The following is a 23712-nucleotide window of genomic DNA, read 5'->3' as shown; positions in this document are numbered from 1 at the left end:
TTTTGAAAATAAATTATGACATTGAGGCAAACGTACGCTAAACACGCGCAAGCAGTTTTGTACTTTCTATTAAAGAGAAGACTGTTTTGGTACGTTATATATTTAACAAATCTATACTCTCGGGGAGTGCTCCGCGTAACGTAAAAGGTAGTCAATTGCTGAGCAGTTGGGTAAACTATAAAATATGGAAACCTATATCAATATGCTGTAATGACTGCTAGATTATAATGTTTGTGAAATATGCTCTTTATTGAAAACTATTCGTTATCAGCGGCGTTCCTGCCAGCTCGTTAATACTATTTCGAGATCAATCTAAAAGTGTGAGTAAATTATCCATGTGGAATCCTAACCTACAGACCCTTCTAGTCGGTACGATAATGGCAGTTGGTGTGACGCTCAGTGGCTGTGATAGCACCAAAGACGATGCTCAAAATCCAGATGTTGAGACCACCAGTGAGCAGGCAACAACGAATGAGCCAGTACAGGACAGCGCAAACAATCCGGACCTAGACGGTGCAACTGCTCAGCAAGGTACGCCAGTGAGATATGATGTTGCAGCATGGGGTGCGGATAAGGTTGAGTCGCTCGCGGTGGATGAGTTAGATAATATAAAATCGGTGTTTGGCGAAGTGATGAGTACTGACGAAAACAGCTTGGACTATGCCAGTAATCCAGCGGCGAAATATCGCTTTATGAAAACGGATGCGCCTTATCTAGATATCATCGACTCTGAAAAATATCTAGAGCTAGGCTGGTACTATGCCAATCCTACTGACACAGACAAAGAAAAAGAGCTGAGCCAAAACCACGCCAAAAAAGCCTATCAGCTATCGCGTCAATTGATGGGTGATGATGGCGGTAAAATGGTTGCTGATATGCTCAATAGTCAAATCATTAAAAATAGAATCGTCGGTGGACAAAAAATAGAGCTAGCAAAATGCGAGTTTTATAGCTGCATGCTGGTTATCAATAAAGCCGCTGCTCAAACAGACAATAGCTAAATCATGACCGATACGACGTCAGTGCCAAACGGCTGGGTGTGTCTGTACCCACAAGTCAGCCGTTTGATCGAAGACAATAGTGTGATCGAAGAGGATAGAGCGACTAGCCAAACGGTAACGATGTCTTTAGATAATCGCGGGCTGGCATACGCTGATGGTTTTTTTACCACCATGGGTGTCATCGATGGGTTGATACTATGGTCAGACTATCATTATCAGCGGCTCGTATCTCATGCTGAAGCCTTGCAGCTAAATATAAATAGCGAAGAGCTATTAGCAGTACTGCAGCTGTATGCCCAACAGTTAGGGCAGGGTATGTTAAAGCTAGTAGTCACTCGCGCTGCGCAGAATGTGCGCGGTTATGGCTATGAACCTAGTACAAACGGTAGCGACTGTGAAATATGGCTAAAGGCTATGGCAATGAGGGTTTCTACGGCACTGCAATTGTCTTTGCCTGATGGAAGCTTAGTACCCATCCAACCTAATGCCTCGGCAATATGTTTGTCTTCTCAGATTGCTTGCTTACCGCCATCGCTGGCAGGTCTCAAGAGCCTTAATCGCTTAGACAATGTCCTCGCTAGTGGTGAGCTACAACGTATAAAATCTGAGCCATTGGCATCAAATCTTGCTTCAACACTTAGTGAAGGACTGCTACGCGATATGAGCTGGCAGTGGGTCGAGGGTACGATGAGTAATGTATTCTATCAATTGGCAGAAGCGCCACTATCAGAATCCAAAACCACCTCTAGTATTCATAAAGATGATGAAGATTACTTAACCACCGGTCAATGGTACACCCCTTCTATGGCTCAATCGGGCGTCACTGGCGTCATGCGTCAGGTAATTATAGATGCACTATCCACGACACAATATCCAGTCATAATCAGGTCGCTACAAGATGAGGATTTACCTAAATTAACGCAGTTATTTTTTTGCAATGCACTGCGCGGTATCATGCCAATGAGCAGTCTGATGTTATTGTCAGGTGATGTTGTGGATTTTGAATCCGTTTAGTTGCTATTGAAAAACAACAAATTTGGTATCAATAAAATCATCTGGATATAATGCTACCTGCTCATTTCTATACATCTCTTGCGCTTTTAATAGTGCAGACTGTTTATTTTTATCCATTACTTCTACAATATTGTATAGTTGTCTTCAATCCACCCCTCACTGAGTACACGAACTTTTTGAGGTTCAGAGTGATAGTTTGTAGCAAGACTTTGGTTGAAATGTAGGTTCATAAGATATTTTCATTATTAATAGATAAGCTGAGAATACTGAAAAAACACCTAAGTGTTAAGTCATACAAACTGCTATCAATAGCAAGATAATTCATAAGCTAAACAAATATCATTGAAAATCGCACGGTTCAGTGCTAAATTCTAGCAAACATCTGCCTCGCGAGTTGCCATGAGCAAGCCTACACCCAATATACCACCTGAACGTCCCAATGAGTCGCCGTCAAACAAGCAAGATGGCACAGTCGAGGAGCGTGTCGATACCACGCTGCCGGACGCGCAACCAGTGGTAGATGAGGTGGAAGACACGCCAGCAACCAACGTCTCGCTCATCAGTGGTAACAGTAAACCGCGTCAATATAAAGTCAATAACCCATCTTTTTTTATGCAACGTGGCTATCAAGTGCTGCTAGTGCTAGGGCTAATTGCTGCATTTTTCTTAGTCATGGTTTATCAGACGTTGTTTGGTCGTATCGAGCAGCCGCAGCAAATGGTCACGATTGAACCAGGTCAGACCTATTATGGTCTACTACCGCAGTGGCAGCAGCAGATTCCGCTGTTTTCGGCAGGCGTGGCCAAGCTGTATATCAAATCGCAAGTCGATGCACCGTTGCATGCTGGTACGTATCAATTACCCGAAAACCCGACTATCGCTGAGGCGCTACAGATACTAGGTCAAGGCGCAAAAGCGGCCATGGTCAAAGTGCAAATCATCGAAGGCAAGACATCTAAAGACCTTTATCAAGCGCTGCGTGATAATGACAAAATCGAAAAAGAAGTACTGACCGCAGATAGTGACAATGCTAGTATCGCCCAAGCACTAGATTTGACAGGTGTATTGCCAGATAGTGTAGCTAATAGCAGTGACTCGATTGTTAACTACAATCTTGAAGGTTGGTTCGCGCCTGATACCTACTATTATGGTGAAGGGACCAGCGATAAAGAAGTATTGACTGACTTGTATAAGCGTCAGCAGCAGGTACTGACTGATGCGTGGGAAAATCGTGCACCGAACCTTCCTTACAAAAGTCCATATGAAGCGCTAGTGATGGCCTCTATTATCGAAAAAGAGACCAGCGTTGCTGATGAACGTCCTTTAGTCTCTGCCGTATTTAGAAACCGCTTGAACAAAAACATGCGTATGCAGACGGACCCGACCATCATCTATGGTATGGGCAGTCGTTATGATGGCAATATCCGCCGCAAAGACATCAATGAAAAAACGTCTTACAACACCTACCAAATTGATGGTTTACCGCCAACGCCAATTGCGCTACCATCAGCGGCCTCTATCGAAGCGACCTTACATCCTGCCGATAGTGAAGCGTTGTATTTTGTGGCAACGGGCAATGGTGGGCACAAATTTACCAATAGCTTGGCTGAACACAATCAAGCGGTAAAAGACTATCTCAGTGTCATGCGTGAGAAAAAATCTCAAACGCCGCCGCAGTAATATTCCTTCTTAATCTTCTTAAAAAACTTATCGTTTATTGAGTGCTACAAAGTAGAGGTAGCGCTCATCAATGACATAAGGTCATATCATGTCAGTATCTATGCACACTAGCGCAACACCGTCATATACCAACACACCACCATCGAATCCACCTGAATCAAGTGCTTCAAATACGGAGACGGCACCGACTTTAGGCCGCTTTATTAGTTTTGAAGGGACCGAAGGCGTAGGAAAAACCACCGCGATTGAACAGCTGTGTTTGCGCTTAGAAGCTAATGGCATCTCGTATCTGCGTACTCGTGAGCCGGGTGGTAGCCCATTTGCTGAGCAATTGCGTGACATATTATTGGACCCAGCGACTGATATCGAAGACGATACTGAGCTGCTGCTAATGTTTGCGGCGCGCTGTGATCATATGCAGCAAGTCATTTTACCAGCGCTCCAAAATGGTACTTGGGTAATATGTGACAGGTTTACCGACTCTACTATTGCGTATCAGGGCTTTGGGCGTGCGTATGGCGACGAGTTGGTACGTGGCAAAATCGATATGCTTATCAAACAATTTGTGACGCAGCTTCCTGAGCTGACATTGTGGTTGGATTTGCCAGTAGCAGAAGGCATGAAACGTGCCAACAAGCGCAGTGCGGCAGATCGTTTTGAGCAGCAGGCTACCGAGTTTTTTACTTGGGTGCATACTGGTTTTAGCCAGCTTGCGAGCGAGTACCCTGAGCGAATACAGCGTATTGATGCATCGGGCAGTACGGATGATGTGAGTGCGCGTATATGGCAGACAGTTATAGATAGATTTGATATCAAATAATTAAATTTTGCCAAGTAGGTTTATAAGGTAGTTAGAAGTATCGATAGCCAGTCAGCATCAATAAAAAGCCCCAGCAATATGCTGGGGCTTTTTATTAAGCTAAATCTTTCATCTTTAAGTCAATAAAGCAGATAACAATGCACGTTATTTGTCATCTATTTTATCTACTTTTACATCCTCAGTAGTCGCGATAGAGGCGTCGCTATCCTGAGCAGAGTCAGGTAGACGGTTTGGGTCAAGCGCCCCTTTTTTGTTTTTAGGCGCACTACCATTGCCATTACTGTTCGTAGAGGTTTTGGTCTTCGAAGTCGCTGTTGAGTTTGCAGACATGACGCCTTTATTATCCACATTAGTAGCAGACGTTTTTGGCTCTTCTACTGGTTCACTTTTCTCTACAGTAGTGCTAGAAGGTGACTTAGTCTCGGTGTTACTGCTTTGGGTAGTTGATGACGGATTGGCAGTGTTTTGCTCATCACTTTTGTCACTATCTACCGAAGGCTCTGGCGCTGCTGTCTGACTATCATCAGGGCTAGGCTCCTGCTCTTTTCGCTTTTCAGGTGCTTTTGAGTTGGACTCAAAGTTAGCATCAGCTGCCATGCGAGCCTGCTCTTGCTTAGGCGTTACATCGACTGGCTTCGGCTGTACTTCATCATCTACCACTAGCGATATAAGCTTACGGTCACGAGGGACAGTACCGTCAAACTTATCTGTGATGACGTGCAGTTTGCCTTCTTTGTCGATGGTATATAGCGGTACGAATTGCTTATTGTCCGCTTTATATTGCTCAAAGCTATAGCTATCCGTAATATTGGTAATCTTAATTCGAGCTTTTTTGGACAGCATACTGGCAAGCTTGGTATAGGTCACATCTTTGCCAAACAACCACTGTGAATGGAAGTTCGATTGCTTGTCATCACGCTCACTTTTGACTTTTTCATCACTGAATTTAAGACGGTATAGCTTACGCTCACCAAATTCATGACGATAATGAATCTCGGACAACGTGTTCATTTCTTTGTCCATACTCATCGCAAACAAGCGACCAATACCGATCAGATCCAGATGATGATCTGCGTGATCGGAGATAGGGTTGCCAAAGTAAGTACGCAGACCGCTCATGCGTGCGCGTGCAATATTGGTGTAGTTATTGTGCGCAACGATGACATCGAAGCCTTGGTCTTTGAGAGAGGTAGCAATCAATAGCGCAATTGGGTTTGAGCCGACGATAAGGATACCATTGGTCTCAGGCTCACGTACGCCTAGTAAGTTGCCGACGACCTTTGCACCTAGACCCTGAATCATGACCGTACCAATGATGACCATAAATACGAGAGGTACAAGTAGCTCTACGCCTTGGATATCATACTCTTGCAAACGAATGGCAAACAGTGATGAGATAGCAGCAGCGACGATACCACGTGGGCCAATCCAGCTAATCATTAGCTTTTCATTGGTCTTAAGGTTCGAGCCGATAGCGGATGCCCAGACTGATAGTGGGCGTGCGACAAACATCACAATCGCGAGGAGCACTAGCCCTGCAAAACCAACACTAAGCAAGCTTGCCAACTCTACACGCGCCGCCAGAATAATGAACAGCACTGAAATCAGCAGAATGGTCAACGACTCATTGAACTCTAAAATCGTCTCACGGGGGAATTTTGGCCAGTTTGCCAGTGCTACGCCCAATACTGTGACAGTCAATAAACCTGATTCATGCTCTAGGTGATTCGATATTGAAAATAACACCAGTACAAATGCTAGAGTAAAAACATTACGCAAAAACTCAGGAATCATATGACGACGCATAAGGAAGGCAAGTAGCCAAGCGCCTGCCATACCCATTGCAGTCGCCAATACGACAATCTTAGCAAACAGTAGAATACTACTGGCTTCGCCGCCTGAGATAATGTACTCATAGACCAATACCACAGCGATAGCGCCGATTGGGTCAATGATAATACCTTCCCATTTTAGGATGTTGGAAATGGTTTTGTTAGGGCGTACACTACGCAGCAGTGGCATAATGACCGTTGGACCAGTCACACAGACTAGTGCACCGAAGAGTAGAGCAATCAATGGGTCGACATCGAATAGTAAATAAGTTGATAGTGCCACAATAGCAATTGTAATCAGTACACCGACCGATACCAGCATCTGTACCACGGTACCATGTTGCTTAATCTCATCGAACTCTAGCGTTAACGATCCTTCAAATAGGATAATCGCTACGCCCAAAGAGATGAAGGGGAACATCAGCTCGCCTAATACCAGATCTGGGTCAAATACACCCAGCACTGGGCCGACGATAATACCAATCAGTAATAAAAATAAAATGGATGGTTGCTTTAAATACCAAGCCAACCATTGGGCGGCAATGCCAATCCCAACCACGCCGGATAGCAAAAGGGCGGTATCCATAAATTAATCCTTTTATAATCTTGTCATATTTTATATCTATCGATAGCTGTTATAAGATAGTCGCTACCGTTTATTTAACAATAAGTTGTTATCCGTTTTTGTTGTAGCCAAGCCATCGCACTGATAGCCCTCATGAATCACAACATAAGCTAGATATGATATAACTACTATAAAGTAGCAAAGACAAAAGCGCTTCTAGATAAATCACAATACGCTAGAAATGCAAAAGATGGAAAACAAGAGTGATGATAGCCAGTTCATAAGCCTGCAATAAACAGACTCATATACAAGCTAACTTTTGTTTGTTTAGTAAAATATTTGGTTTGACATCATACCATGATTTTATTTCAAGCTGATGTAAGCCGTACCTGCTAAAAAGCTATCTCACGGCCACAAAAGTATACGAAGCCCATATGAAATAACGCTGCCTTGGGTTATCCTGCACTATACAAAAGGCATCAGCATAATGCTTTAAGTTTTTATTTATCATACAGTAGCTGCGTTGGGCATGCACGTCGCGCACAGGATAATAGTGTTAGTGCCATGAAATGTCATATACTGACGGCTGATAGTATTTATTTTACGATACAACCTTATTCATATTTGGAAGACGAGCGCTCTATAAGTATTCAAGTAATGAGTAGTGATAAAAATAAGCGTAAAGTAACGGCTAAATGGTTATAACAGGAAGCTCGAATAAAAGTGCTGCACAATATCAATAGATAAAAGAATATAATTTCACCAAATAGTAACGAATAGGGGCATACCGCTTGGTGTAGTCGCTATCGCTGAAAATCATAACGTGGCTGTTAATAACAGCGATTACTCATATGGAGGACACAAAATGCCTATCAATATGTTCAAAGGACAGACGACTGCCAATATGCAGCGCTGGTTACAACGTAGTGCGCTGGCACTCGCTGTTAGTACCGCTATGTTTGCTAGTATCAATGTCACGACGATAAACAGTGCGCAGGCTGCAGTCACTACGGCTGATTTCTCTGGTTTGGTGCAACAAGTCACGCCAGCAGTGGCACGCGTCAATGTCACTAAAACGATTAGTGAAGCCGAGCTTGCTAAGGCTCAGACTGCTGAAGTGTTGCGTCAGTTCTTCGGTGATCGTCTACGTATCCCTGATCGAGTCGCGACGCCAGCGATTGAACATGCTTATGGTACGGCCTTTTTTATTACCTCTAATGGATATATGCTGACCAACCATCATGTCATCTCAGGTGCGGACAAAATCACTGTGACGCTCAATGATAGAACCGAGCTTGATGCAACTTTGGTTGGTAGTGACGAGCGCTCAGATGTGGCCGTGCTAAAAGTGGAGGGCAATCAATTTCCAGCCCTGCCTATTGGCGACTCCAATGGTCTAAAAGTAGGGGAGCCAGTATTAGCAATCGGTTCGCCATTTGGTTTTGACTACTCAGCCTCTGCTGGTATTGTCAGTGCCAAGTCGCGTAGCTTCTCGCGTGAGACCAGTGTGCCATTTATCCAAACGGATGTGGCATTAAACCCAGGTAACTCTGGCGGGCCACTATTTAACCAACGCGGTGAAGTGATTGGTATTAACTCGCGTATTTTTAGTGGTACTGGCGGTTATATGGGTCTGTCATTCTCTATCCCTATTGACGCTGCCATGGATATTTATGAGCAGCTAAAAAATGACGGTGAAGTGGCACGTGCATATTTAGGAATCTATCCACAAGATATCGATCGCAATCTGGCCGAGGCTTATAATTTAGAGCGTCCTCAAGGTGCTTTACTGACTCGTGTATCACCAGATTCGCCAGCACAAAAATCAGGCCTAAAACCTGGTGACATCATTTTGCAATACAATGACGTACAAATCATGGAAGCATCAGATTTGCTGAACTTGCTCAATCGAGCGCGTCCAAGCGACTCCTTCCGTGCACGGATTCAGCGTAACGGTAAGCAGATGGTAATTAACGGCAAGCTCGCTTACGCGCCCAACGATGTAAGAGCACAGAGCGGTGATGAGCAAAATGATGATGTACAATTGGGCTTGCGTTTACGCGATTTGACGGCAGATGAACAAGCAGAAATCGCTGTAGATAATAAAACAGGCATATTGGTTACCACAGTTGATCCTACTGGATTGGCCGCTCGCTCAGGTATTCTGGCAGGTGATGTCATTACTAACTTTCATCAAAAGCCGATTAAAACAGTGGCAGACTTTTCAGGTGCTATTGCTTCTCTTCCTAAAAAAGGCGTGGTCACTATAGAAGTTATACGTCAAGGCATTCCTGCTATTATTGGTCTGCGTATTGAGTAGGTGTCATGATTAAAGCGTGACTGTTAATGTTACTAATAATGTAACTTAGAATAGGGTTCAGAGTATAAAGGCAGCGAGCACGTCAATGACTATGCTTTCTATTTAGCTTATTAATAGAATGTTGTATATTCATGAGCATCGATACGAGAGGGTTGCCTTTTCGTTTCTATCGACCTACTATCGATGTGTTGACGATTCGTTAATATTACATAAGAGACTTATCAGCGTACATTGATTACGCTAAACTGCTTCTGTAGTAATGTGATTATTTATTTGCAAGGTTTTAGGCCAAGCTTTATATATTTAAGCAAAAAATAATACACGTTTTTTGGTACTAAAATTATGGGTTGACTGCCAATTGATTGATAGCGGTCAAATCAAAATATGCTACACTAACGAGCACTCTTATTATTATATTTCTGTCGGTTAGTAGGTACGCCCATTACTCTTGGTAGATTGCCATCACGATACTGATATCATAGATATAATTATCTATGATACAAACGCTATTATAGTAAGTAGAGACGCAGCATTAACATCAAGCAAGTTACGCCATCAGCGTTTATCAACGCATATAAAGCAATGGTACTTGCAAACGACCTATCATGTGACAGCTTTAATAAAAGCTAGGATAATACAGTAAGGCACGGTTATGAGCACAGCATACGACGAGATCAAAACCCGACTACAAGGCTCAATGGTAGCTTTGGTAACGCCCATGCACCCTGACGGTAAGGTCGATTATAAACGTCTCGCAGATCTCATAGATTGGCAGATCGAGCAGGGTACGCATTGCCTTGTGGCTGTTGGTACTACTGGCGAATCAGCGACCCTATCTATGCAAGAGCATAGCGATGTCATTCGCTATTTTGTCCAGCATGTTAAAGGTCGTGTGCCGGTCATCGCGGGTACTGGTGCCAACAACACGATGGAAGCCATCAAGCTGACTCAGGATGCTGCCGATGCAGGTGCAGATTGCGCGCTGCTCGTTGCTCCTTACTACAATAAGCCGCCACAAGAAGGCTTATTCCAGCATTATCAAGCCATTGCCAAAGCCGTAAATATACCGCAAATGCTGTATAACGTGCCTGGACGTACAGTGGTTGATATCGCTCAAGAAACGGTCGAGCGTTTGTGTGATATCGATAATATCGTTGCTATCAAAGATGCGACAGGATCTGTCGGTCGCGGTGAGCAATTGATCAAAGCTGTTGGTGACAGAATGGTTGTGTTATCTGGTGATGACGGCACTGCGCTTGATCTAATGAAAGTAGGTGGCAAAGGCAATATCTCAGTAACGGCCAACGTCGCACCAAAAGCCATGAGCGAGACTTTCGCTGCTGGCTTGCGTGGCGATTTTGAAGCGGCTAGTCAGATTCATGACGTGGTCAAGCATCTGCACCGCGACCTATTCATCGAATCAAGCCCTATCCCAGCGAAGTACGCATTGCATAAAATGGGTATGATCGAGACGGGTATTCGTCTGCCATTGGTTTGGCTCGCGGAGCAGCATCATGCGACTATCGATGAAGCATTGGTTCGAGCAAACATACTATAAATTGATATTTAGCCAATTGATATTCGGCGATTTAAGACTTGCTGCACATTAGATGAGTGCCATTCGATCTAGTAGCAAGTCACCTTATCACGGTAAGTCAATCGCCTACATAAGCAATAACTGCTAACTCAGAGAGACAACATGATGACAGTAACATCAAAGACAGTATCATCAACGACAAAATTATTTCCAGCAATACTGACCTTGGTTTTGGGTAGCACTTTGGTATTGAGTGGCTGTCAAGCGACCAAAAACTTGCTTGGTAAACGTGACAACGGTAGCTTAGATTATCAGCAAAGCAAAAAGCTTGCACCGATAGAGCTGCCTGCCGCCCAAGAAACGGCACCTTTTGTACCTTTGTATTCAACACCTAACGCTGGGGCAAACACGCTCAAGCTACAAAATGAGTCAGGCAATCAGTATCAGCTACCAAAACCTCAGCGTGCTGTTAGCAACACTTCGAACTAAACTTATTACCTTATCTATATCGCTGACTTTTGCGTTTTTTATCATAGCCGCAAACCATGTATCTTACATCAGTCAGCGGTAGCTGCGCGTTTTTACCACATAAGCTTGAACGAACAGGAACCCCCATAATGCAAAAGCAACAACTGCTGTATAAAGGTAAAGCCAAATCTGTCTATGAAACAGAAGACAATGATCTTCTGATTTTGCACTTCCGTGATGATACCTCAGCGCTTGATGGTAAGCGTATCGAACAATTAGCACGTAAAGGTGTGGTTAATAACCGCTTTAATGCTTTTATCATGCAAAAATTGTCTGATGCTGGTATCGAAACACATTTTGAGAAGCAATTGTCTGATGACGAAGTGTTGGTTAAACGCTTGGACATGATTCCTGTAGAGTGCGTGGTTCGTAACTTTGCAGCTGGTAGTTTGGTGCGTCGTTTAGGCTTAGAAGAAGGTCAAGCATTGACGCCGCCAACGTATGAGCTGTTTTATAAAGATGATGCGCTAGGTGATCCGATGGTTAACGAATCACTTTCTGTCTCTCTTGGTTGGGCTACCAAAGAGCAATTGGCTAAGATGGAAGAGCTAACCTATCAAGTCAACGATGTGCTAAAAGCATTGTTTGATGCGGGTGATTTAATCTTAGTTGATTTTAAACTAGAGTTTGGCGTATTCCATGACCGTATCGTATTAGGTGATGAGTTCTCACCAGATGGCTGCCGTATCTGGGACAAGAACACTAAGAAGAAACTTGATAAAGACCGTTTCCGTCAGTCATTAGGCGATGTGATTGAAGCTTATGAAGAAGTGGCTGACCGTATTGGTGTGCCATTAAAATAAGTGTCTGATACTTAGCATAAAATAAAAAACTGAGCCATATGCTCAGTTTTTTTATGGCATTATATTTATGATGGTACCCTAGTGAAGACTTAAACATAGCACCTAAGTTATTGAGATTAAAATTTTTATATATTAATGGTAGCTGTCAATATACTTGTGAGTGTAATCATTGTGATTAACTCGAAGGTTTTTTGATTTCATTCATTCTTTTATTATCCTTAAAGCTGCTTATTAGACAGAATGTAAAATCACTAGATAACCTTGATAAAGAACATATAGCCCAATACTAAGAGCTAAAAATAGTACCGCTATCAAGGACAATAGAATTATCTTGCTAATTTTTTTTCATTTTCATCTCTTAAAGCCTAGCTAAGGGTCTTTATGTCTGTTTTGACGTTCTATATCATGGCGAGGGTGTGCAGTTCTTAACGTCCAACTTTGGGTAGTGGACAGATATGCTCAGTCTTGCGCTTATCTCATAAACTTGTGTTCGGTGTGCTATACAGGCATCGAACTGTCCTATGTTGTCGAAATTGTAGTTTGTAGTGTCATACCTTATTACTTGCTGACCATTATTTTTCTAAACTTATTGAGTCTTTACTTTTCCAGCTCGAATGGATAGAGGCCAAGTGATTTTTTTCTTATCTTCAGGATGTCCCCATTCAGGTAACAAAATTATTCGAAACTGATGCACTGGATTAAAGCCCAGTACCTTTTCAGCTTCTTTGACTGCTGACCAAGTATTGAAATAACCAAGCAGTTCATCTAAACTCCAAAACTCTTCCATGTTGACAGCAGGCACTTTGATCTCTGTAAATGGGAAGGACAAGCTTTGATAACCATCTTCTACATGCTGTCTTTCAGCTGGCCAATATGGTCCAATGGTTTGGTAATAGAACTGTTGAATAAGGGTATCAATTGCACCTTCTACGTGTAAAACACCATAGGTAATTAATGCCAAAATGCCGTTAGGCCGAGCGATACGCTCTACTTCTTGATAAAACTTATCTAAGTCTAGCCAATGGGCTGCTTGAGCGACGGTAATCAAATCAACTGATTCATCAGCCAATCCACTTTGTTCAGCCAAAGCTGTTTGATAGATCACATTATCTTTTTGCTGGGCTTTGGCTATTTGAGCTGAGCTTGCATCAGTAGCAATAACCTCTTTGAACCTTTCGGCTAATAGCACAGAAAGCTGTCCTGTACCACAACCGCAATCTAGAACACGACCTTGAGTAAGGCATAAATCAGCAAGCTCATTCACTAAATCAAGGGTGTATGAAGGACGGTAGGTTGCATAACCCTCAGAACCTTTGGAAAAATGATCCTTAAAATTTAGATTTTTCATACTTTGATCTCTTTGAATACAGTGCTCACAAGCACTAATTTGCTTAATGGTGTTGATAAGATTAACCTGTTAGGATTTCAATTGCCCAGGTTTTTCATGCTATACATGAGTTTGCTTTGGTAGTTTCAAAGTCTAAAAGGGCAGGATTTTGCTTTTGAATTATGTGATAAACAGCTCATCACTGCATCATAAATACAGAAAACCATACTGTTATTACCAAAAGAGCTGCTAACGAGCGATTGATTAGACGTTCCCATCTAGCAAAGCTCTTAATCAATTTCGCTGCTTGACCTAACCAGCTCCAACTTAACAAGCAAGGCGTTGATACAAAGAAGAAAATAACTGCTAGATAAAATAGTGGTGTTGAATTTTGGGCATCAGGGGCTGTAAAAATAGCATTAACAGTAATAGCCATTATCCATGTTTTTGGGTTTACCAACTGTAAGGTTACGCCTTCGATCCAGCCTATAGTTTTTTGCGGTTCTGATAAGGTGTGTTGAGTGGTAGACTGAAATAACTTCCAAGCCAACCAACTTATCCACAAAGCGCCTGTCCAAGTCATTATGGTTTGTGCTAATGGAAAGGTGGTAAACAGTGAAACCAATCCATAGCCTGATAACCACAAAATTAAAGCGGCGCTAAAAGATGAGCCAATAACAAATGGTATTGCCGCAAATGCACCTCGTTTCGAACCAATCATTAGTGAAATTAAATTGCTTGGGCCTGGTGTAATCGATGCCACAAAAGCAAATACAAGAAAATTAAAATAATAACTCAACACAGCTTAACCTCGTCATTTCTTTAGAAGGTAATTGTGCCTAGAGCTGTTTTATGTTTATAGAATAAACGTGCGCCGTTTATAATCTGCTGGAGTGAATTTATAGCAGCGTTTGAACCATCTGCCTAGATGACTTTGGTCAGAAAAGCATAGTTTATTGGCAACGTCTGCTGGGTTTTCTCCTTGAGATAATAGTGCTCTTGCCTTTACCAGTCTTAGCTGAATGAGATAAGCGTGTGGGGCAAGGCCAAACACACCCTTAAAAGCACGTGTTAAATAGAAGCGGTCAACTTGTAAGGTTTCCGCTATCTCTATCAGGCCAACATTAACACTCAGATTAGCGTGTAATATTTCTTGCGCTAGTAGTGCAATATGAGTGGACTTACTAATTTGTTGGGATCTTTTTCGCCACGTCATTTGGGTCGTGAGCTGATTCATCATTTGATCTAAGCAAGCCTCTTGAATGATCTTTGGCTCTTGATAATGGATAGCTGCAAAAGCTGATGAAATACTGGCTGTCAAAAAGCTATTTTGTGACAGGGTCTTGCTGACATTGAGCTCAAAACAGTCGGGAACTTCTGCGAATAAATGCTTAAGGCGCTGTTGGAAAAAGTCAGGTTTTATGAATAGCACTCGATAGGTAAAACCATCCTGACTAGGGGCATTACCGTCATGAATCTCTTCTGGATCTAGCAAAAAACTCGTACCTGGTACACAGGTTTGCTGTTTAGCACGGCAATTAAATTGCTGCACTCCCTGCTCGGTAATACCGATCAAATAACTATCGTGCCAATGAGGGTCATAGGCATGCCCTGTAAAATGAGCACGAATAGTCTCTATACTAGTATTAGGGTCTTTATTAAGTTCAAACCAGTCTCTTTGATTATAGTGACGCATGCTCTTTTTCTGTAAGTAAGTATTAGTTTAATTAAACCTATCTTGATTCAATTTTCTAGAATATTTGTGCAATTTACTCATTTATCGTAAATTCTCGGACCTTGATCTCATAGCTTAAATTAACGATATATTTATATTATGAATGATTTAATAAAAGTTATAAGAGTCTTTCAACATTGACGTAGCTGAATAAATATTTTTCAAAATAAATAAAATACATTCTCTGTGCGATAGCTTATTTAGGTATACCGCAACGAAACCAGTTATTTCACTCGACAAACCCATTAATAGACTGCTTAAAATAGACCACTATAGTGGAACCACTTATAACAGACTGCAATTCCTATCTATTTATCAACCAGTATCATTATTTAGGCACAGGCTGGTAGTTTAGCTCGTATAAAAAATCAAACATAGCGCCAACACTGTCTTCGATACCTTATCTTACTTTTATGCTAATTTGTTAGTACTTACTCATATCAATTAGACCATAAAAATAAGAAAAGGTTTCGCTAATGTCTACTGCCTCATCAACCGTTTTGGAGCCTGACTGGTTCACTCGTCCGACCTGTGTGGTTGCTGCTGATCTGATTGGTAAAGTCTTATGTCGACAGCTGACAGATAGCGATGGACAGCAAAAAACGCTACGTATGCGTATCTCTGAGACCGAAGCCTATATTGGTCAAGATGACCCCGCTTGCCATTCACATGCAGGTACTCGAACGGCGCGCACAGAGATTATGTATGAGCAAGGCGGAGTGTTCTATGTCTATCTGACCTATGGCGTGCATCATATGCTAAATTTGATTAGCGGCTCTGTAGAGTCGCCTGAATCGGTATTGATACGCGCTGGGTTTTTGACTGATGATAGTGACCGTCTGATTGAAGAGCAACAACTCAGCCCAGATAAGCAGTTTACCCATCCTAAGCAGTTTGCAGGCCCTGGAAAATTGACCAAACGCTTGCAAATAGATCGTGATTTATATGGCAAACCTGTTTCGCCGACATCAGATGTTTGGATAGAAGATGATGGCTGCCAGCCACCTGTATCACTACGTCCACGTATTGGTATTGATTATGCAGGTGATGCCAAAGACTGGCTGCTACGTTATATATGGACCGATCACCCTTCTTTATCTAAGAACTAGCAGGTTGAGATTCAAAACTATTCTATGAGGTAAACCTATGTATAAGTTGACCGTTTTTATTCCTGATGCAGCGTTAGACAAAGTAAAGTCTGCTCTGTTTACTGCTGGTGCTGGGAAGATTGGAAACTATGAGCAATGCTGTTGGCAGGTACGAGGAGCCGGTCAGTTTATGCCATTGTCAGGCAGTAATCCGCACATTGGTACACAGGATAGCTTAGAAATGGTCGATGAGTGGCGAGTAGAAATGGTGGTAGATGAAGCTTTTATCGATGCTACCATTGCCGCGTTAAAAGAAGCGCATCCCTATGAAACGGCAGCTTATGATGTGATAAAAGTTTTGAATTTTTAGTTTTATATAGAAAGATATTAGCTCATTGAGTGTAAGAATTCTCATAAAAAAACCAAATAAGCCACTTAATGATTTATTTGGTTATAAAACTTTTAAAGTTCCAACTGAATATTAATAGTGAATATCAGACCCTAATAACTGATTAATCTTTTTTAAGTTTAATCACGTTGTAGCTTGGATAGCCTAGCTCGATTTTATAATCATCGCGTCCACGTTCAGCCTTTATCTTAATCTTACGATCACCGTTTTTATATTTGACGTCTTTGACACGATATCCCATGCTACGGACTTTACTAGCAGCTCGTTGCTCGACAACGGAGACATAGCTGTCTTTGTCGTTCTTTTTATCTTTGTGTTTTTTATGGCCTTTATTGTCCTTATGAGTATGCTCGTATAGGTCGTCATAGCCATTGTAGCCACTCGGCGCAGTCACACAGCCTGTGGTCACTGCCAATAAAGCTGCGACTATACTGCCAGTCGTTACTGTTTTTAGTGTTGCAAATGATAGAGTTTTCATAATGATCTCCTAATAGTATATTGTTGCTCAATATGGGTAAGAGTTAAACGTACCGAGGTAATTAGCTAAAAATGCTAAAAGTAATTAATCTTTTCTGACTTTGATCACATCTAAATTTGGATAACTTAATAGTATCTCGTACTTCTGTGAACCGCGTTTGGCCTCAATCTCAAAGACGCCGCGTTTATTTTTTTCTTCAAGATCGATATCTTCGACACGGTAGCCCATAGCCCTTACTTTATTGATAGCACGACGTTTGATAACTGGGTAACGTGATTCTCTTTTAATAGTGTCTTCGACATCGCCTTTTTTATAGCGCTGACCATTTTGATAATTATCTTGATGCTTGTTTTCTTTATAGCAGCCATTATTATTTTGCGATTTACTATTATCCCAATTATCTGGCCACGCTTTTTTGCTTGAGCTGATAAGTCTTAGTGCAGGGTAAGTATATTTTAGCTCGTATGCTTGGTTGTTCTTTTTAGCATAAGCCGTAAGAGCTCGTTCACCACGGTAACTATCAGCTCTGATGTCTATAACTTGATAGCCTTTGCGGCGCAAATCTTGTCGAAGCTGTTGACTTACGCGATTAAAATTATTGTTTTGGCTATTATTATCACCACGATAGACAGGCTGATTGTCATATCCTGAGCCTACGACTGCACAACCCACTGTCGTACCCAACAATGCGACGACAAGACCAGTAGATAAAGTGGCCTTAATAGAGAAAGGTTTTATCGTTTTCATGAGGCAATATCCTATGATGGTATCAAGTAGGCAGTGTAGATTAGAAATATCTATATCTGCTATAACTATAAGATTTAAAAAGTATTTTGGTTCGTCAAGTTAGCAAGTGTCTCTGGTAGTCTATTGTTCGAAATATTTCCTTACATTATTTATAATAGAGTACAAAACTTTGCGCTAGGTGTCTTTTGCGTTAATAAGTTGTAATAATTGTGGCAAGTAAAATAGATTGTTGTAAGCATATGCTTACACGCAATGACGTTTACGCGACTTAACATACGAGTGAGAGTTAGGCATTATAGTCACACGGCATTAGGGAATGTGACTCAAGGATTGAGTTGACCGCATTAAGGATAATGATTCGATAACTAGCGTCAGGATGACAATAGTAATTGAAGTAAGGACACATACCCTTTGCTGATAGCAGCAAGTAATACTGAAGCTGTAGTGTAGTAAAAAGGGCAGGATGCCCAGTATCACAATATACTGAATATTTGTGCAAGGATGCATGAAAAGCAGTCGTGATAGGTAACATGGATAGTTAACAATAAAACCGCATAACAATTGATTGCTATGCGGTTTTATCGTGTCTGGAGGACGGTAATTTATTTCTCCAGCAGTTTATCTGTACAGTATAAATCTGCCATAAAAAAAACCGCATATATTTCTATGCGGTTTTTTGGTTTACTTAGTACAGGAGTTATGCAGCAAATAAGCATGCAATGAATATATTAATACTTATTTTCTACACGCCAGTCATCTACTTCACGCTCTGCGTCTTCTTTGGCATGACCGTAGCGCTCTTGTACACGGCCTACTAGCTTGTCACGGCTACCTTCGATATGGGTAAGATCGTCGTCTGTTAGTTCAGCCCATTTTTGTTTAACAGAACCTTTCATTTGGTTCCATTCGCCTTTTAGAGTATGTTCGTTCATTGTATTCTTCCTTTTATTGAACTTATTGTGTTTGATTTATTTTTTAGTAACTATTTTGGTTCTTATTTCACGATATCGATTACTGATACTGCTATTTAATTTTTATTCTAATTGTATTGCACAAGGATAAATGATTGGTTCCAAATATCTTGTGAGATCAAATATAGAACTTTTCAATTCAGCTGTCTGTATATGCTATGTTTATAGTGTTACTTAATTATAGTGAGCGTTTACTAAGTGTTATCTACAGGGCTGCTGTAGTAATGCCACGTAAATTGCGTCTACTATGTGTGAGAATAATTTATTCTATGAACTTGTTTTTTATATGAATATTAAAAAAATATTATTATTCAAAAATACTTATGCAAATAAAAAAGCAGAGACTCAAAAATAGAGTAGCTGCTTTTTTATTATCTTTGAAATTGATTAAAAGTTATTTCATCGAATATTTATTCAAATAATGATGATAGCGTTTGGTTAGTTTCTTTATTCGTATACGATCAGAAATCAATGAGAAAATTGGTGAGGCATTTGGTTTGGGCGATTTCCCATGCCCCATACGCTGTAATTGTCGCTTGATGACGGCCATTGTAGTAACTGCACTTAAGGTCTTATCTTTCCAGCGTACCACAGGATTGTGAGCACTAAGCGTACTGTCACTTTTCCAGTCATTCGGTAGAGCTGGGTTCATGGCCAATGCGGTTCCCATACCAACCATGTCAATCCCTTGCGCCAGTACATCTTCTGCGACAGCCAATCGCCTAACGCCACCTGTCGTCATGATAGGCATGGTAGCAACTTGAGCAATCTCCTTTGCAAAGTCTAAAAAGTAAGCTTCTCGTTGCAACGTGCGACCATCTGCTGTGCTGCCTTGCATGGCTGGGCTTTCGTAGCTGCCACCTGATAGTTCAACCAAATCTACGGCCAATTCATTCATCGCTGAAATAACCACTTTGGCATCATCTGCATCAAATCCTCCGCGCTGGAAATCGGCCGAGTTTATCTTCACAGCGACTGCAAGGGTAGGCGCAACTTGAGCACGAATGGCGTTGATTACTTCGATTAACAGTCGCATACGATTCTCAATCGAACCGCCATATTTATCTTTACGTTTATTGGTAAGCGGTGATAAAAATTGAGAAATTAGATAGCCGTGGGCGGCATGAATTTGTACACCATTGAAGCCAGCTTGCTCTGCTTTTAGTGCACTATCGGCGAACCGCTGTATCAGTTGCTCGATATCTTGCTGCGTCATCGCACGCGGTTTACCAAATAGATGAGAGTGTTTGCCCAAGTCGATAGCCACGTCAGAAGGTGATAGCACATCGCCACCCATAGCAGCATATACTTGACGACCAGGATGATTGAGCTGCAGCCAAACCTGTGTATTGTTGTGCTTGGCAGCATTTGCCCACGCTCTAAAAGGCGCTATCTTACTGTGCTTGTCTAATACGACACCGCCAGGCCCTGTCATAGCGCGGCCATCGACCATCACGTTTCCCGTGATTAACAGACCTGTCCCGCCTTCAGCCCAGTTCTTGTATAGACGGAGCAGAGTAGGGCCAGGGACTTGACCGACATCAGCCATGTTTTCTTCCATGGCAGCTTTCGCTAAGCGGTTGGGTAAGGTAGCGCCACAAGGCAGCACTAAAGGGGAGAATACAGGTGATGTCATGATAGCAGCCTAAAAATGGTTGTTTTGTGAAGCATGAGTTCTACTATGGGTTTGGCTATAGACATATGGTTTAAATGACTATAACCTTATAGCTAAGATATTCGCTGTCGGCAATTGACCATTATCATCACATTTTTTTGGCACAATAGCACCTAAGGTAAATTACTGGTGTGTCGATATAATTATCTATTGAATAGGAATACCTCTGCATTGAATGTATTAGCTCCAGATTTGACAGTCCCAGTAGAATCTAAACGTGAGCTGGCGAAAGCTAAGACTCGGCGTGCGTTATTAAAAAGTGCCTTGCGGTTGTATAGTTTGGAAGGTGCTCAGGGCATGAGCATGAATAAAGTTGCCAAAGGTGCAGGTATTGCCCAACCCAGTTTTTACAATCATTTTGAGAGCCTAGAGACGTTACAAAATGAGCTGAGCGCCCAACTAAAAGACAATTATCTATCACCGATGCGACTGGCATGGGTCAATATGCTCAAAGATTATGATGTGTTGAGTAAAGATCAGTTTAATCAGCAATGTCGACAATGTCTGATTATGATCTTTGATTCTGCATTTGAGAATATCGCGCTGTTTCAGCATTTGCTCGAAGACCGTCCTAGATTTAGTGACAATATAGAAAACCAGTCTTCATTAAATAATGGACTGGGCAATCTGATTACCGAAATACAAGAAGAGTGGACAGAGATATTTATTCAAGGATTGCAGTTATCCAATCGTTCTTGCGAGCGCAGTGCTGTCAATCTATGCGTCGATATGGCGGCGGCACAAGTACATGAGTTGATATTGGGCTGTCATCAGCAGCGTTACTCAAGACAACAAGCGATTGCCACGTTGAGTATCAGCTTTGATGCACTGTTCGCCAATTTTTTGCACGGAAGCAATACTAGTCAGTAATGATAATAAGCAAAAATTATTGTCATGAAGTCTAGAATAAAAAACACAACAGGGAGAGTGACTATGGCCACAACCACGGCTGCACCAACGTTAGGCGAAACGCAAACGCATTTTAGAACTTGTACATTGTGCGAGGCGATGTGCGGCGTCGAAATAAAACACGATGGCGAAAAAGTCTTGTCGATTAAAGGGGATAAAAACGATCCCTTTTCGCAAGGCTATATTTGTCCGAAAGCCACTGCTTTGCAAGATTTGCATGAAGATCCTGACCGTTTACGTCAGCCGGTAGAGAGAACGGCAGACGGTTGGAAATCTATTAGTTGGCCAGAAGCGTTAGATAAAGTTGCTGCAGGTATTCAATCCATACAGCAAAAGTATGGTCAAAATGCGTTGGGTGTTTATTTGGGTAATCCTAATGTACATAATATGGGCGGTATGTTGACCATCAAACAACTGCTTACCAGCTTAAAGACACGCAGTCGTTTTTCTGCCACTTCTATCGACCAGCTGCCACATCATATTATTAGCATGCATCTGTTTGGTCACATGCTGCGCATTCCAGTTCCCGATGTCAATAATACGCAATACATGCTTATTATCGGTGGCAATCCGTTGGCTTCTAACGGCAGTATCATGACTGCGCCCAACATGCGTCAAAAGCTAAAAGATATTAAAGCACGCGATGGCAAGGTAGTAGTGGTTGATCCAAGACGTACCGAAACTGCTGACATCGCCAGCGAACACCACTTTATTCGTCCAGCGACGGACGTATTGCTGCTATTGGCCATGCTAAATGAAATCTATACGCAAGGCTATGCAAAGCTAGATACTAGAGTGGCCGCCCTGGCACCTGAGATCGATCGACTTGCTTTGTTTGCTGAACAATACACACCTGAGTCAGTGGCAGATATAACGGGTATTACCGCAGCCGAGATCAAACGTATCGTCAAAGAGTTTTGTGAAGCGGAAAGCTCAGTTTGTTATGGCCGTATGGGCATCTCGGTGCAAGAGTTTGGTTTGCTAAGCCAGTATTTATCTATGGTCATCAATATCGTCACAGGTCGTTTAGATGAAGTGGGCGGACTCATGTTCCCAAATCCTGCTGTCGATGTTGTGAACAGTTCTGGCCCAGGCTATTTGGGTAAACGTCATAGCCGCGTCAGCAACTTGCCAGATTTTAATGGTGAGTATCCAGTGGTTGCGATGGCAGATGAGATGCTAGTCGAAGGGGAAGGCCAGTTAAAGGGATTCGTTACGGTCGCTGGTAATCCGGTTCTGAGTACGCCAAATGGCGAAAAGTTGGATGAAGCATTATCTCAGTTAGAGTTTATGGTTTCGCTTGATTACTTTGTGACTGAGACCAGTCGCCATGCCAATATTATTCTGCCGCCTGTATCGCCATTAGAGCGCGACCATTATGACATTACTTTTAATGGTTTTGCCGTGCACAATGTCGCTAAATACTCGCCTGCTTTGTTTGATAAAACTGACGATACCAAGCATGACTGGGAGATTTATTTAGGATTGGCTGACCGCTTAGACAAAGATGCGCCAGAAGCAACGCAAAAAGAACGTGCTGCGACAAAAGCATTTGGTCCTAAATTCTTGTTAGAGCAAGGTCTTAAGTATGGCCCTTATAAAGAGGTGACATTTGAAGCGCTAGTCGAAAATCCACATGGTATCGACTTAGGTCCGTTGCATCGTATGTTGCCAGAGGCTATTAAACATGCCGATAAACAAATTCATCTTCATGTTGATTTTTATCAGTCAGATTTGGCCCGTGTTAAAGAAATGGTGCAAGAGTACAACAGTAATGAGATTTTGCTAATCGGTCGTCGTCATGTACGTAGTAACAACTCATGGTTGCACAATAGCCATCGATTGGTAAAAGGTAAATCTCGCTGTACGTTAATGTTGCATCCGCAAACGGCAGCACAACATGGCATTTCAGACGGTCAAGATGTCAGAGTAACTTCTCGAGTGAGTAGCGTGGTCATTGTAGCAGAAGTGACGGATGAGCTGATGCCGGGAGTGGTCAGCATTCCGCATGGTTTTGGACACGGTCGTAAAGGCGTTAAGCAAAAGATTGCGCAAGCGCATGCAGGTGTCAGCGTTAATGATTTGACCGATGAGACGTTGATTGACCAGTTGAGTGGTAATGCCGCAGTCAACGGTGTGCCTGTGCAACTAGAAGCATTGGATATGGGTGTAGATAGTTTATCTGCTGCTACAGACAATGTAGCAGCAGGCGCATTAGCATAAAATTAATCGCAAGTTCATAGACATACAAAAAAGGCGTTTACGTAAAGTGA

21 protein-coding genes are annotated in these 23712 nt (G+C 42.2%); 12 read left to right on the top strand and 9 right to left on the bottom strand.

The features are described 5' to 3' along the window. Positions 1–335 precede the first annotated feature (335 nt). Positions 336–1001: a hypothetical protein gene (locus DXK30_RS08675; protein WP_114701362.1), complete on the top strand. Its 666-nt coding sequence runs from the start codon at positions 336–338 to the stop codon at positions 999–1001. Positions 1002–1004: 3 nt separating this feature from the next. Beyond that, entirely contained in the window at positions 1005–2015 is a 1011-nt protein-coding gene (locus DXK30_RS08670; protein ID WP_227670784.1) for an aminotransferase class IV, read from the top strand. Between the two features lie 122 nt (positions 2016–2137). Here the strand turns inward: DXK30_RS08670 and DXK30_RS08660 are convergent, their stop codons facing one another. Beyond that, positions 2138–2245: a DpnI domain-containing protein gene (locus tag DXK30_RS08660; RefSeq protein ID WP_114701360.1), complete on the bottom strand. Its 108-nt coding sequence runs from the start codon at positions 2243–2245 to the stop codon at positions 2138–2140. A gap of 169 nt (positions 2246–2414) precedes the next feature. On the opposite strand from DXK30_RS08660, the gene mltG reads away from it, so the two are divergent. Together mltG and tmk are read left to right on the top strand one after the other, a co-directional pair. Further along, the gene (gene mltG, locus DXK30_RS08655; RefSeq protein ID WP_114701359.1) at positions 2415–3695 is read left to right on the top strand and encodes an endolytic transglycosylase MltG; all 1281 of its coding nucleotides are present in this window, start codon (positions 2415–2417) and stop codon (positions 3693–3695) included. A gap of 100 nt (positions 3696–3795) precedes the next feature. Then, entirely contained in the window at positions 3796–4515 is a 720-nt protein-coding gene (gene tmk, locus DXK30_RS08650; RefSeq protein ID WP_114701540.1) for a dTMP kinase, read from the top strand. A gap of 144 nt (positions 4516–4659) precedes the next feature. On the opposite strand, the gene DXK30_RS08645 is transcribed toward tmk, so the two are convergent. After that, on the bottom strand, positions 4660–6933 hold the full coding sequence (locus DXK30_RS08645) for a cation:proton antiporter (protein WP_114701358.1): 2274 nt from the start codon (positions 6931–6933) through the stop codon (positions 4660–4662). Positions 6934–7867: 934 nt separating this feature from the next. Here DXK30_RS08645 and DXK30_RS08640 point away from each other — a divergent pair. The 4 genes from DXK30_RS08640 (at position 7868) to purC (ending at position 12100) form a co-directional block, all read left to right on the top strand. Next, on the top strand, positions 7868–9232 hold the full coding sequence (locus tag DXK30_RS08640) for a Do family serine endopeptidase (protein ID WP_390178037.1): 1365 nt from the start codon (positions 7868–7870) through the stop codon (positions 9230–9232). Between the two features lie 652 nt (positions 9233–9884). Beyond that, complete coding sequence (gene dapA / locus DXK30_RS08635) at positions 9885–10790, top strand: 4-hydroxy-tetrahydrodipicolinate synthase (protein WP_114701356.1); 906 nt, start codon at positions 9885–9887, stop codon at positions 10788–10790. Positions 10791–10931: 141 nt separating this feature from the next. After that, positions 10932–11258 carry a hypothetical protein gene (locus tag DXK30_RS08630; protein ID WP_390178034.1) on the top strand — a complete coding sequence of 109 codons (327 nt, stop codon included), beginning with the start codon at positions 10932–10934 and terminating at the stop codon, positions 11256–11258. A 128-nt stretch (positions 11259–11386) separates the two neighbouring features. Beyond that, positions 11387–12100 carry a phosphoribosylaminoimidazolesuccinocarboxamide synthase gene (gene purC, locus DXK30_RS08625; RefSeq protein ID WP_057757995.1) on the top strand — a complete coding sequence of 238 codons (714 nt, stop codon included), beginning with the start codon at positions 11387–11389 and terminating at the stop codon, positions 12098–12100. Between the two features lie 586 nt (positions 12101–12686). Here the strand turns inward: purC and DXK30_RS08620 are convergent. The 3 genes from DXK30_RS08620 to DXK30_RS08610 form a co-directional block, all read right to left on the bottom strand. Then, positions 12687–13448 (bottom strand): class I SAM-dependent methyltransferase, encoded by a 762-nt coding sequence (locus DXK30_RS08620; RefSeq protein ID WP_114701354.1) that lies wholly within the window; start codon positions 13446–13448, stop codon positions 12687–12689. Positions 13449–13626: 178 nt separating this feature from the next. Beyond that, entirely contained in the window at positions 13627–14229 is a 603-nt protein-coding gene (locus DXK30_RS08615; RefSeq protein WP_114701353.1) for a LysE family translocator, read from the bottom strand. A 54-nt stretch (positions 14230–14283) separates the two neighbouring features. Further along, positions 14284–15123 (bottom strand): AraC family transcriptional regulator, encoded by an 840-nt coding sequence (locus DXK30_RS08610; protein WP_114701352.1) that lies wholly within the window; start codon positions 15121–15123, stop codon positions 14284–14286. A 515-nt stretch (positions 15124–15638) separates the two neighbouring features. On the opposite strand from DXK30_RS08610, the gene DXK30_RS08605 reads away from it, so the two are divergent. Together DXK30_RS08605 and DXK30_RS08600 are read left to right on the top strand one after the other, a co-directional pair. Beyond that, positions 15639–16271 carry a DNA-3-methyladenine glycosylase gene (locus tag DXK30_RS08605; RefSeq protein WP_114701351.1) on the top strand — a complete coding sequence of 211 codons (633 nt, stop codon included), beginning with the start codon at positions 15639–15641 and terminating at the stop codon, positions 16269–16271. Positions 16272–16308: 37 nt separating this feature from the next. Further along, entirely contained in the window at positions 16309–16620 is a 312-nt protein-coding gene (locus DXK30_RS08600; RefSeq protein ID WP_114701350.1) for an NGG1p interacting factor NIF3, read from the top strand. A 142-nt stretch (positions 16621–16762) separates the two neighbouring features. Here the strand turns inward: DXK30_RS08600 and DXK30_RS08595 are convergent, their stop codons facing one another. The 4 genes from DXK30_RS08595 to DXK30_RS08580 form a co-directional block, all read right to left on the bottom strand. Next, the gene (locus tag DXK30_RS08595) at positions 16763–17137 is read right to left on the bottom strand and encodes a hypothetical protein (RefSeq protein WP_114701349.1); all 375 of its coding nucleotides are present in this window, start codon (positions 17135–17137) and stop codon (positions 16763–16765) included. Positions 17138–17221: 84 nt separating this feature from the next. Beyond that, entirely contained in the window at positions 17222–17884 is a 663-nt protein-coding gene (locus DXK30_RS08590; protein WP_114701348.1) for a hypothetical protein, read from the bottom strand. Between the two features lie 728 nt (positions 17885–18612). After that, entirely contained in the window at positions 18613–18816 is a 204-nt protein-coding gene (locus DXK30_RS08585) for a CsbD family protein (protein WP_057758006.1), read from the bottom strand. A 433-nt stretch (positions 18817–19249) separates the two neighbouring features. Further along, positions 19250–20491, bottom strand: coding sequence for an NADH:flavin oxidoreductase/NADH oxidase family protein (locus DXK30_RS08580; RefSeq protein WP_114701347.1), 1242 nt, complete (start codon positions 20489–20491; stop codon positions 19250–19252). A gap of 210 nt (positions 20492–20701) precedes the next feature. Here DXK30_RS08580 and DXK30_RS08575 point away from each other — a divergent pair, with 210 nt between their 5' ends. Next, complete coding sequence (locus DXK30_RS08575) at positions 20702–21400, top strand: TetR/AcrR family transcriptional regulator (RefSeq protein ID WP_162799523.1); 699 nt, start codon at positions 20702–20704, stop codon at positions 21398–21400. Between the two features lie 63 nt (positions 21401–21463). Further along, positions 21464–23662 carry a molybdopterin oxidoreductase family protein gene (locus tag DXK30_RS08570; RefSeq protein WP_114701345.1) on the top strand — a complete coding sequence of 733 codons (2199 nt, stop codon included), beginning with the start codon at positions 21464–21466 and terminating at the stop codon, positions 23660–23662. The last annotated feature ends 50 nt before the right edge of the window (positions 23663–23712 follow it).

The organism is Psychrobacter proteolyticus, assembly GCF_003350005.1.
Classification (GTDB): domain Bacteria; phylum Pseudomonadota; class Gammaproteobacteria; order Pseudomonadales; family Moraxellaceae; genus Psychrobacter; species Psychrobacter proteolyticus.
This window is presented reverse-complemented; position numbering and strand designations above follow the sequence as displayed.

What these genes read in the sequence shown, in the direction of transcription:
- DXK30_RS08630 (WP_390178034.1), top strand. Translation starts at nt 10,932, where the DNA reads ATGATGACAGTAACATCAAAGACAGTATCATCAACGACAAAATTATTT.
- purC (WP_057757995.1), top strand. Translation starts at nt 11,387, where the DNA reads ATGCAAAAGCAACAACTGCTGTATAAAGGTAAAGCCAAATCTGTCTAT.
- DXK30_RS08590 (WP_114701348.1), bottom strand. Translation starts at nt 17,884, where the DNA reads ATGAAAACGATAAAACCTTTCTCTATTAAGGCCACTTTATCTACTGGT.
- DXK30_RS08670 (WP_227670784.1), top strand. Translation starts at nt 1,005, where the DNA reads ATGACCGATACGACGTCAGTGCCAAACGGCTGGGTGTGTCTGTACCCA.
- DXK30_RS08605 (WP_114701351.1), top strand. Translation starts at nt 15,639, where the DNA reads ATGTCTACTGCCTCATCAACCGTTTTGGAGCCTGACTGGTTCACTCGT.
- dapA (WP_114701356.1), top strand. Translation starts at nt 9,885, where the DNA reads ATGAGCACAGCATACGACGAGATCAAAACCCGACTACAAGGCTCAATG.
- DXK30_RS08645 (WP_114701358.1), bottom strand. Translation starts at nt 6,933, where the DNA reads ATGGATACCGCCCTTTTGCTATCCGGCGTGGTTGGGATTGGCATTGCC.
- DXK30_RS08640 (WP_390178037.1), top strand. Translation starts at nt 7,868, where the DNA reads ATGTTTGCTAGTATCAATGTCACGACGATAAACAGTGCGCAGGCTGCA.
- DXK30_RS08660 (WP_114701360.1), bottom strand. Translation starts at nt 2,245, where the DNA reads ATGAACCTACATTTCAACCAAAGTCTTGCTACAAACTATCACTCTGAA.
- DXK30_RS08585 (WP_057758006.1), bottom strand. Translation starts at nt 18,816, where the DNA reads ATGAACGAACATACTCTAAAAGGCGAATGGAACCAAATGAAAGGTTCT.
- mltG (WP_114701359.1), top strand. Translation starts at nt 2,415, where the DNA reads ATGAGCAAGCCTACACCCAATATACCACCTGAACGTCCCAATGAGTCG.
- tmk (WP_114701540.1), top strand. Translation starts at nt 3,796, where the DNA reads ATGCACACTAGCGCAACACCGTCATATACCAACACACCACCATCGAAT.
- DXK30_RS08610 (WP_114701352.1), bottom strand. Translation starts at nt 15,123, where the DNA reads ATGCGTCACTATAATCAAAGAGACTGGTTTGAACTTAATAAAGACCCT.
- DXK30_RS08570 (WP_114701345.1), top strand. Translation starts at nt 21,464, where the DNA reads ATGGCCACAACCACGGCTGCACCAACGTTAGGCGAAACGCAAACGCAT.
- DXK30_RS08580 (WP_114701347.1), bottom strand. Translation starts at nt 20,491, where the DNA reads ATGACATCACCTGTATTCTCCCCTTTAGTGCTGCCTTGTGGCGCTACC.
- DXK30_RS08595 (WP_114701349.1), bottom strand. Translation starts at nt 17,137, where the DNA reads ATGAAAACTCTATCATTTGCAACACTAAAAACAGTAACGACTGGCAGT.
- DXK30_RS08675 (WP_114701362.1), top strand. Translation starts at nt 336, where the DNA reads ATGTGGAATCCTAACCTACAGACCCTTCTAGTCGGTACGATAATGGCA.
- DXK30_RS08600 (WP_114701350.1), top strand. Translation starts at nt 16,309, where the DNA reads ATGTATAAGTTGACCGTTTTTATTCCTGATGCAGCGTTAGACAAAGTA.
- DXK30_RS08620 (WP_114701354.1), bottom strand. Translation starts at nt 13,448, where the DNA reads ATGAAAAATCTAAATTTTAAGGATCATTTTTCCAAAGGTTCTGAGGGT.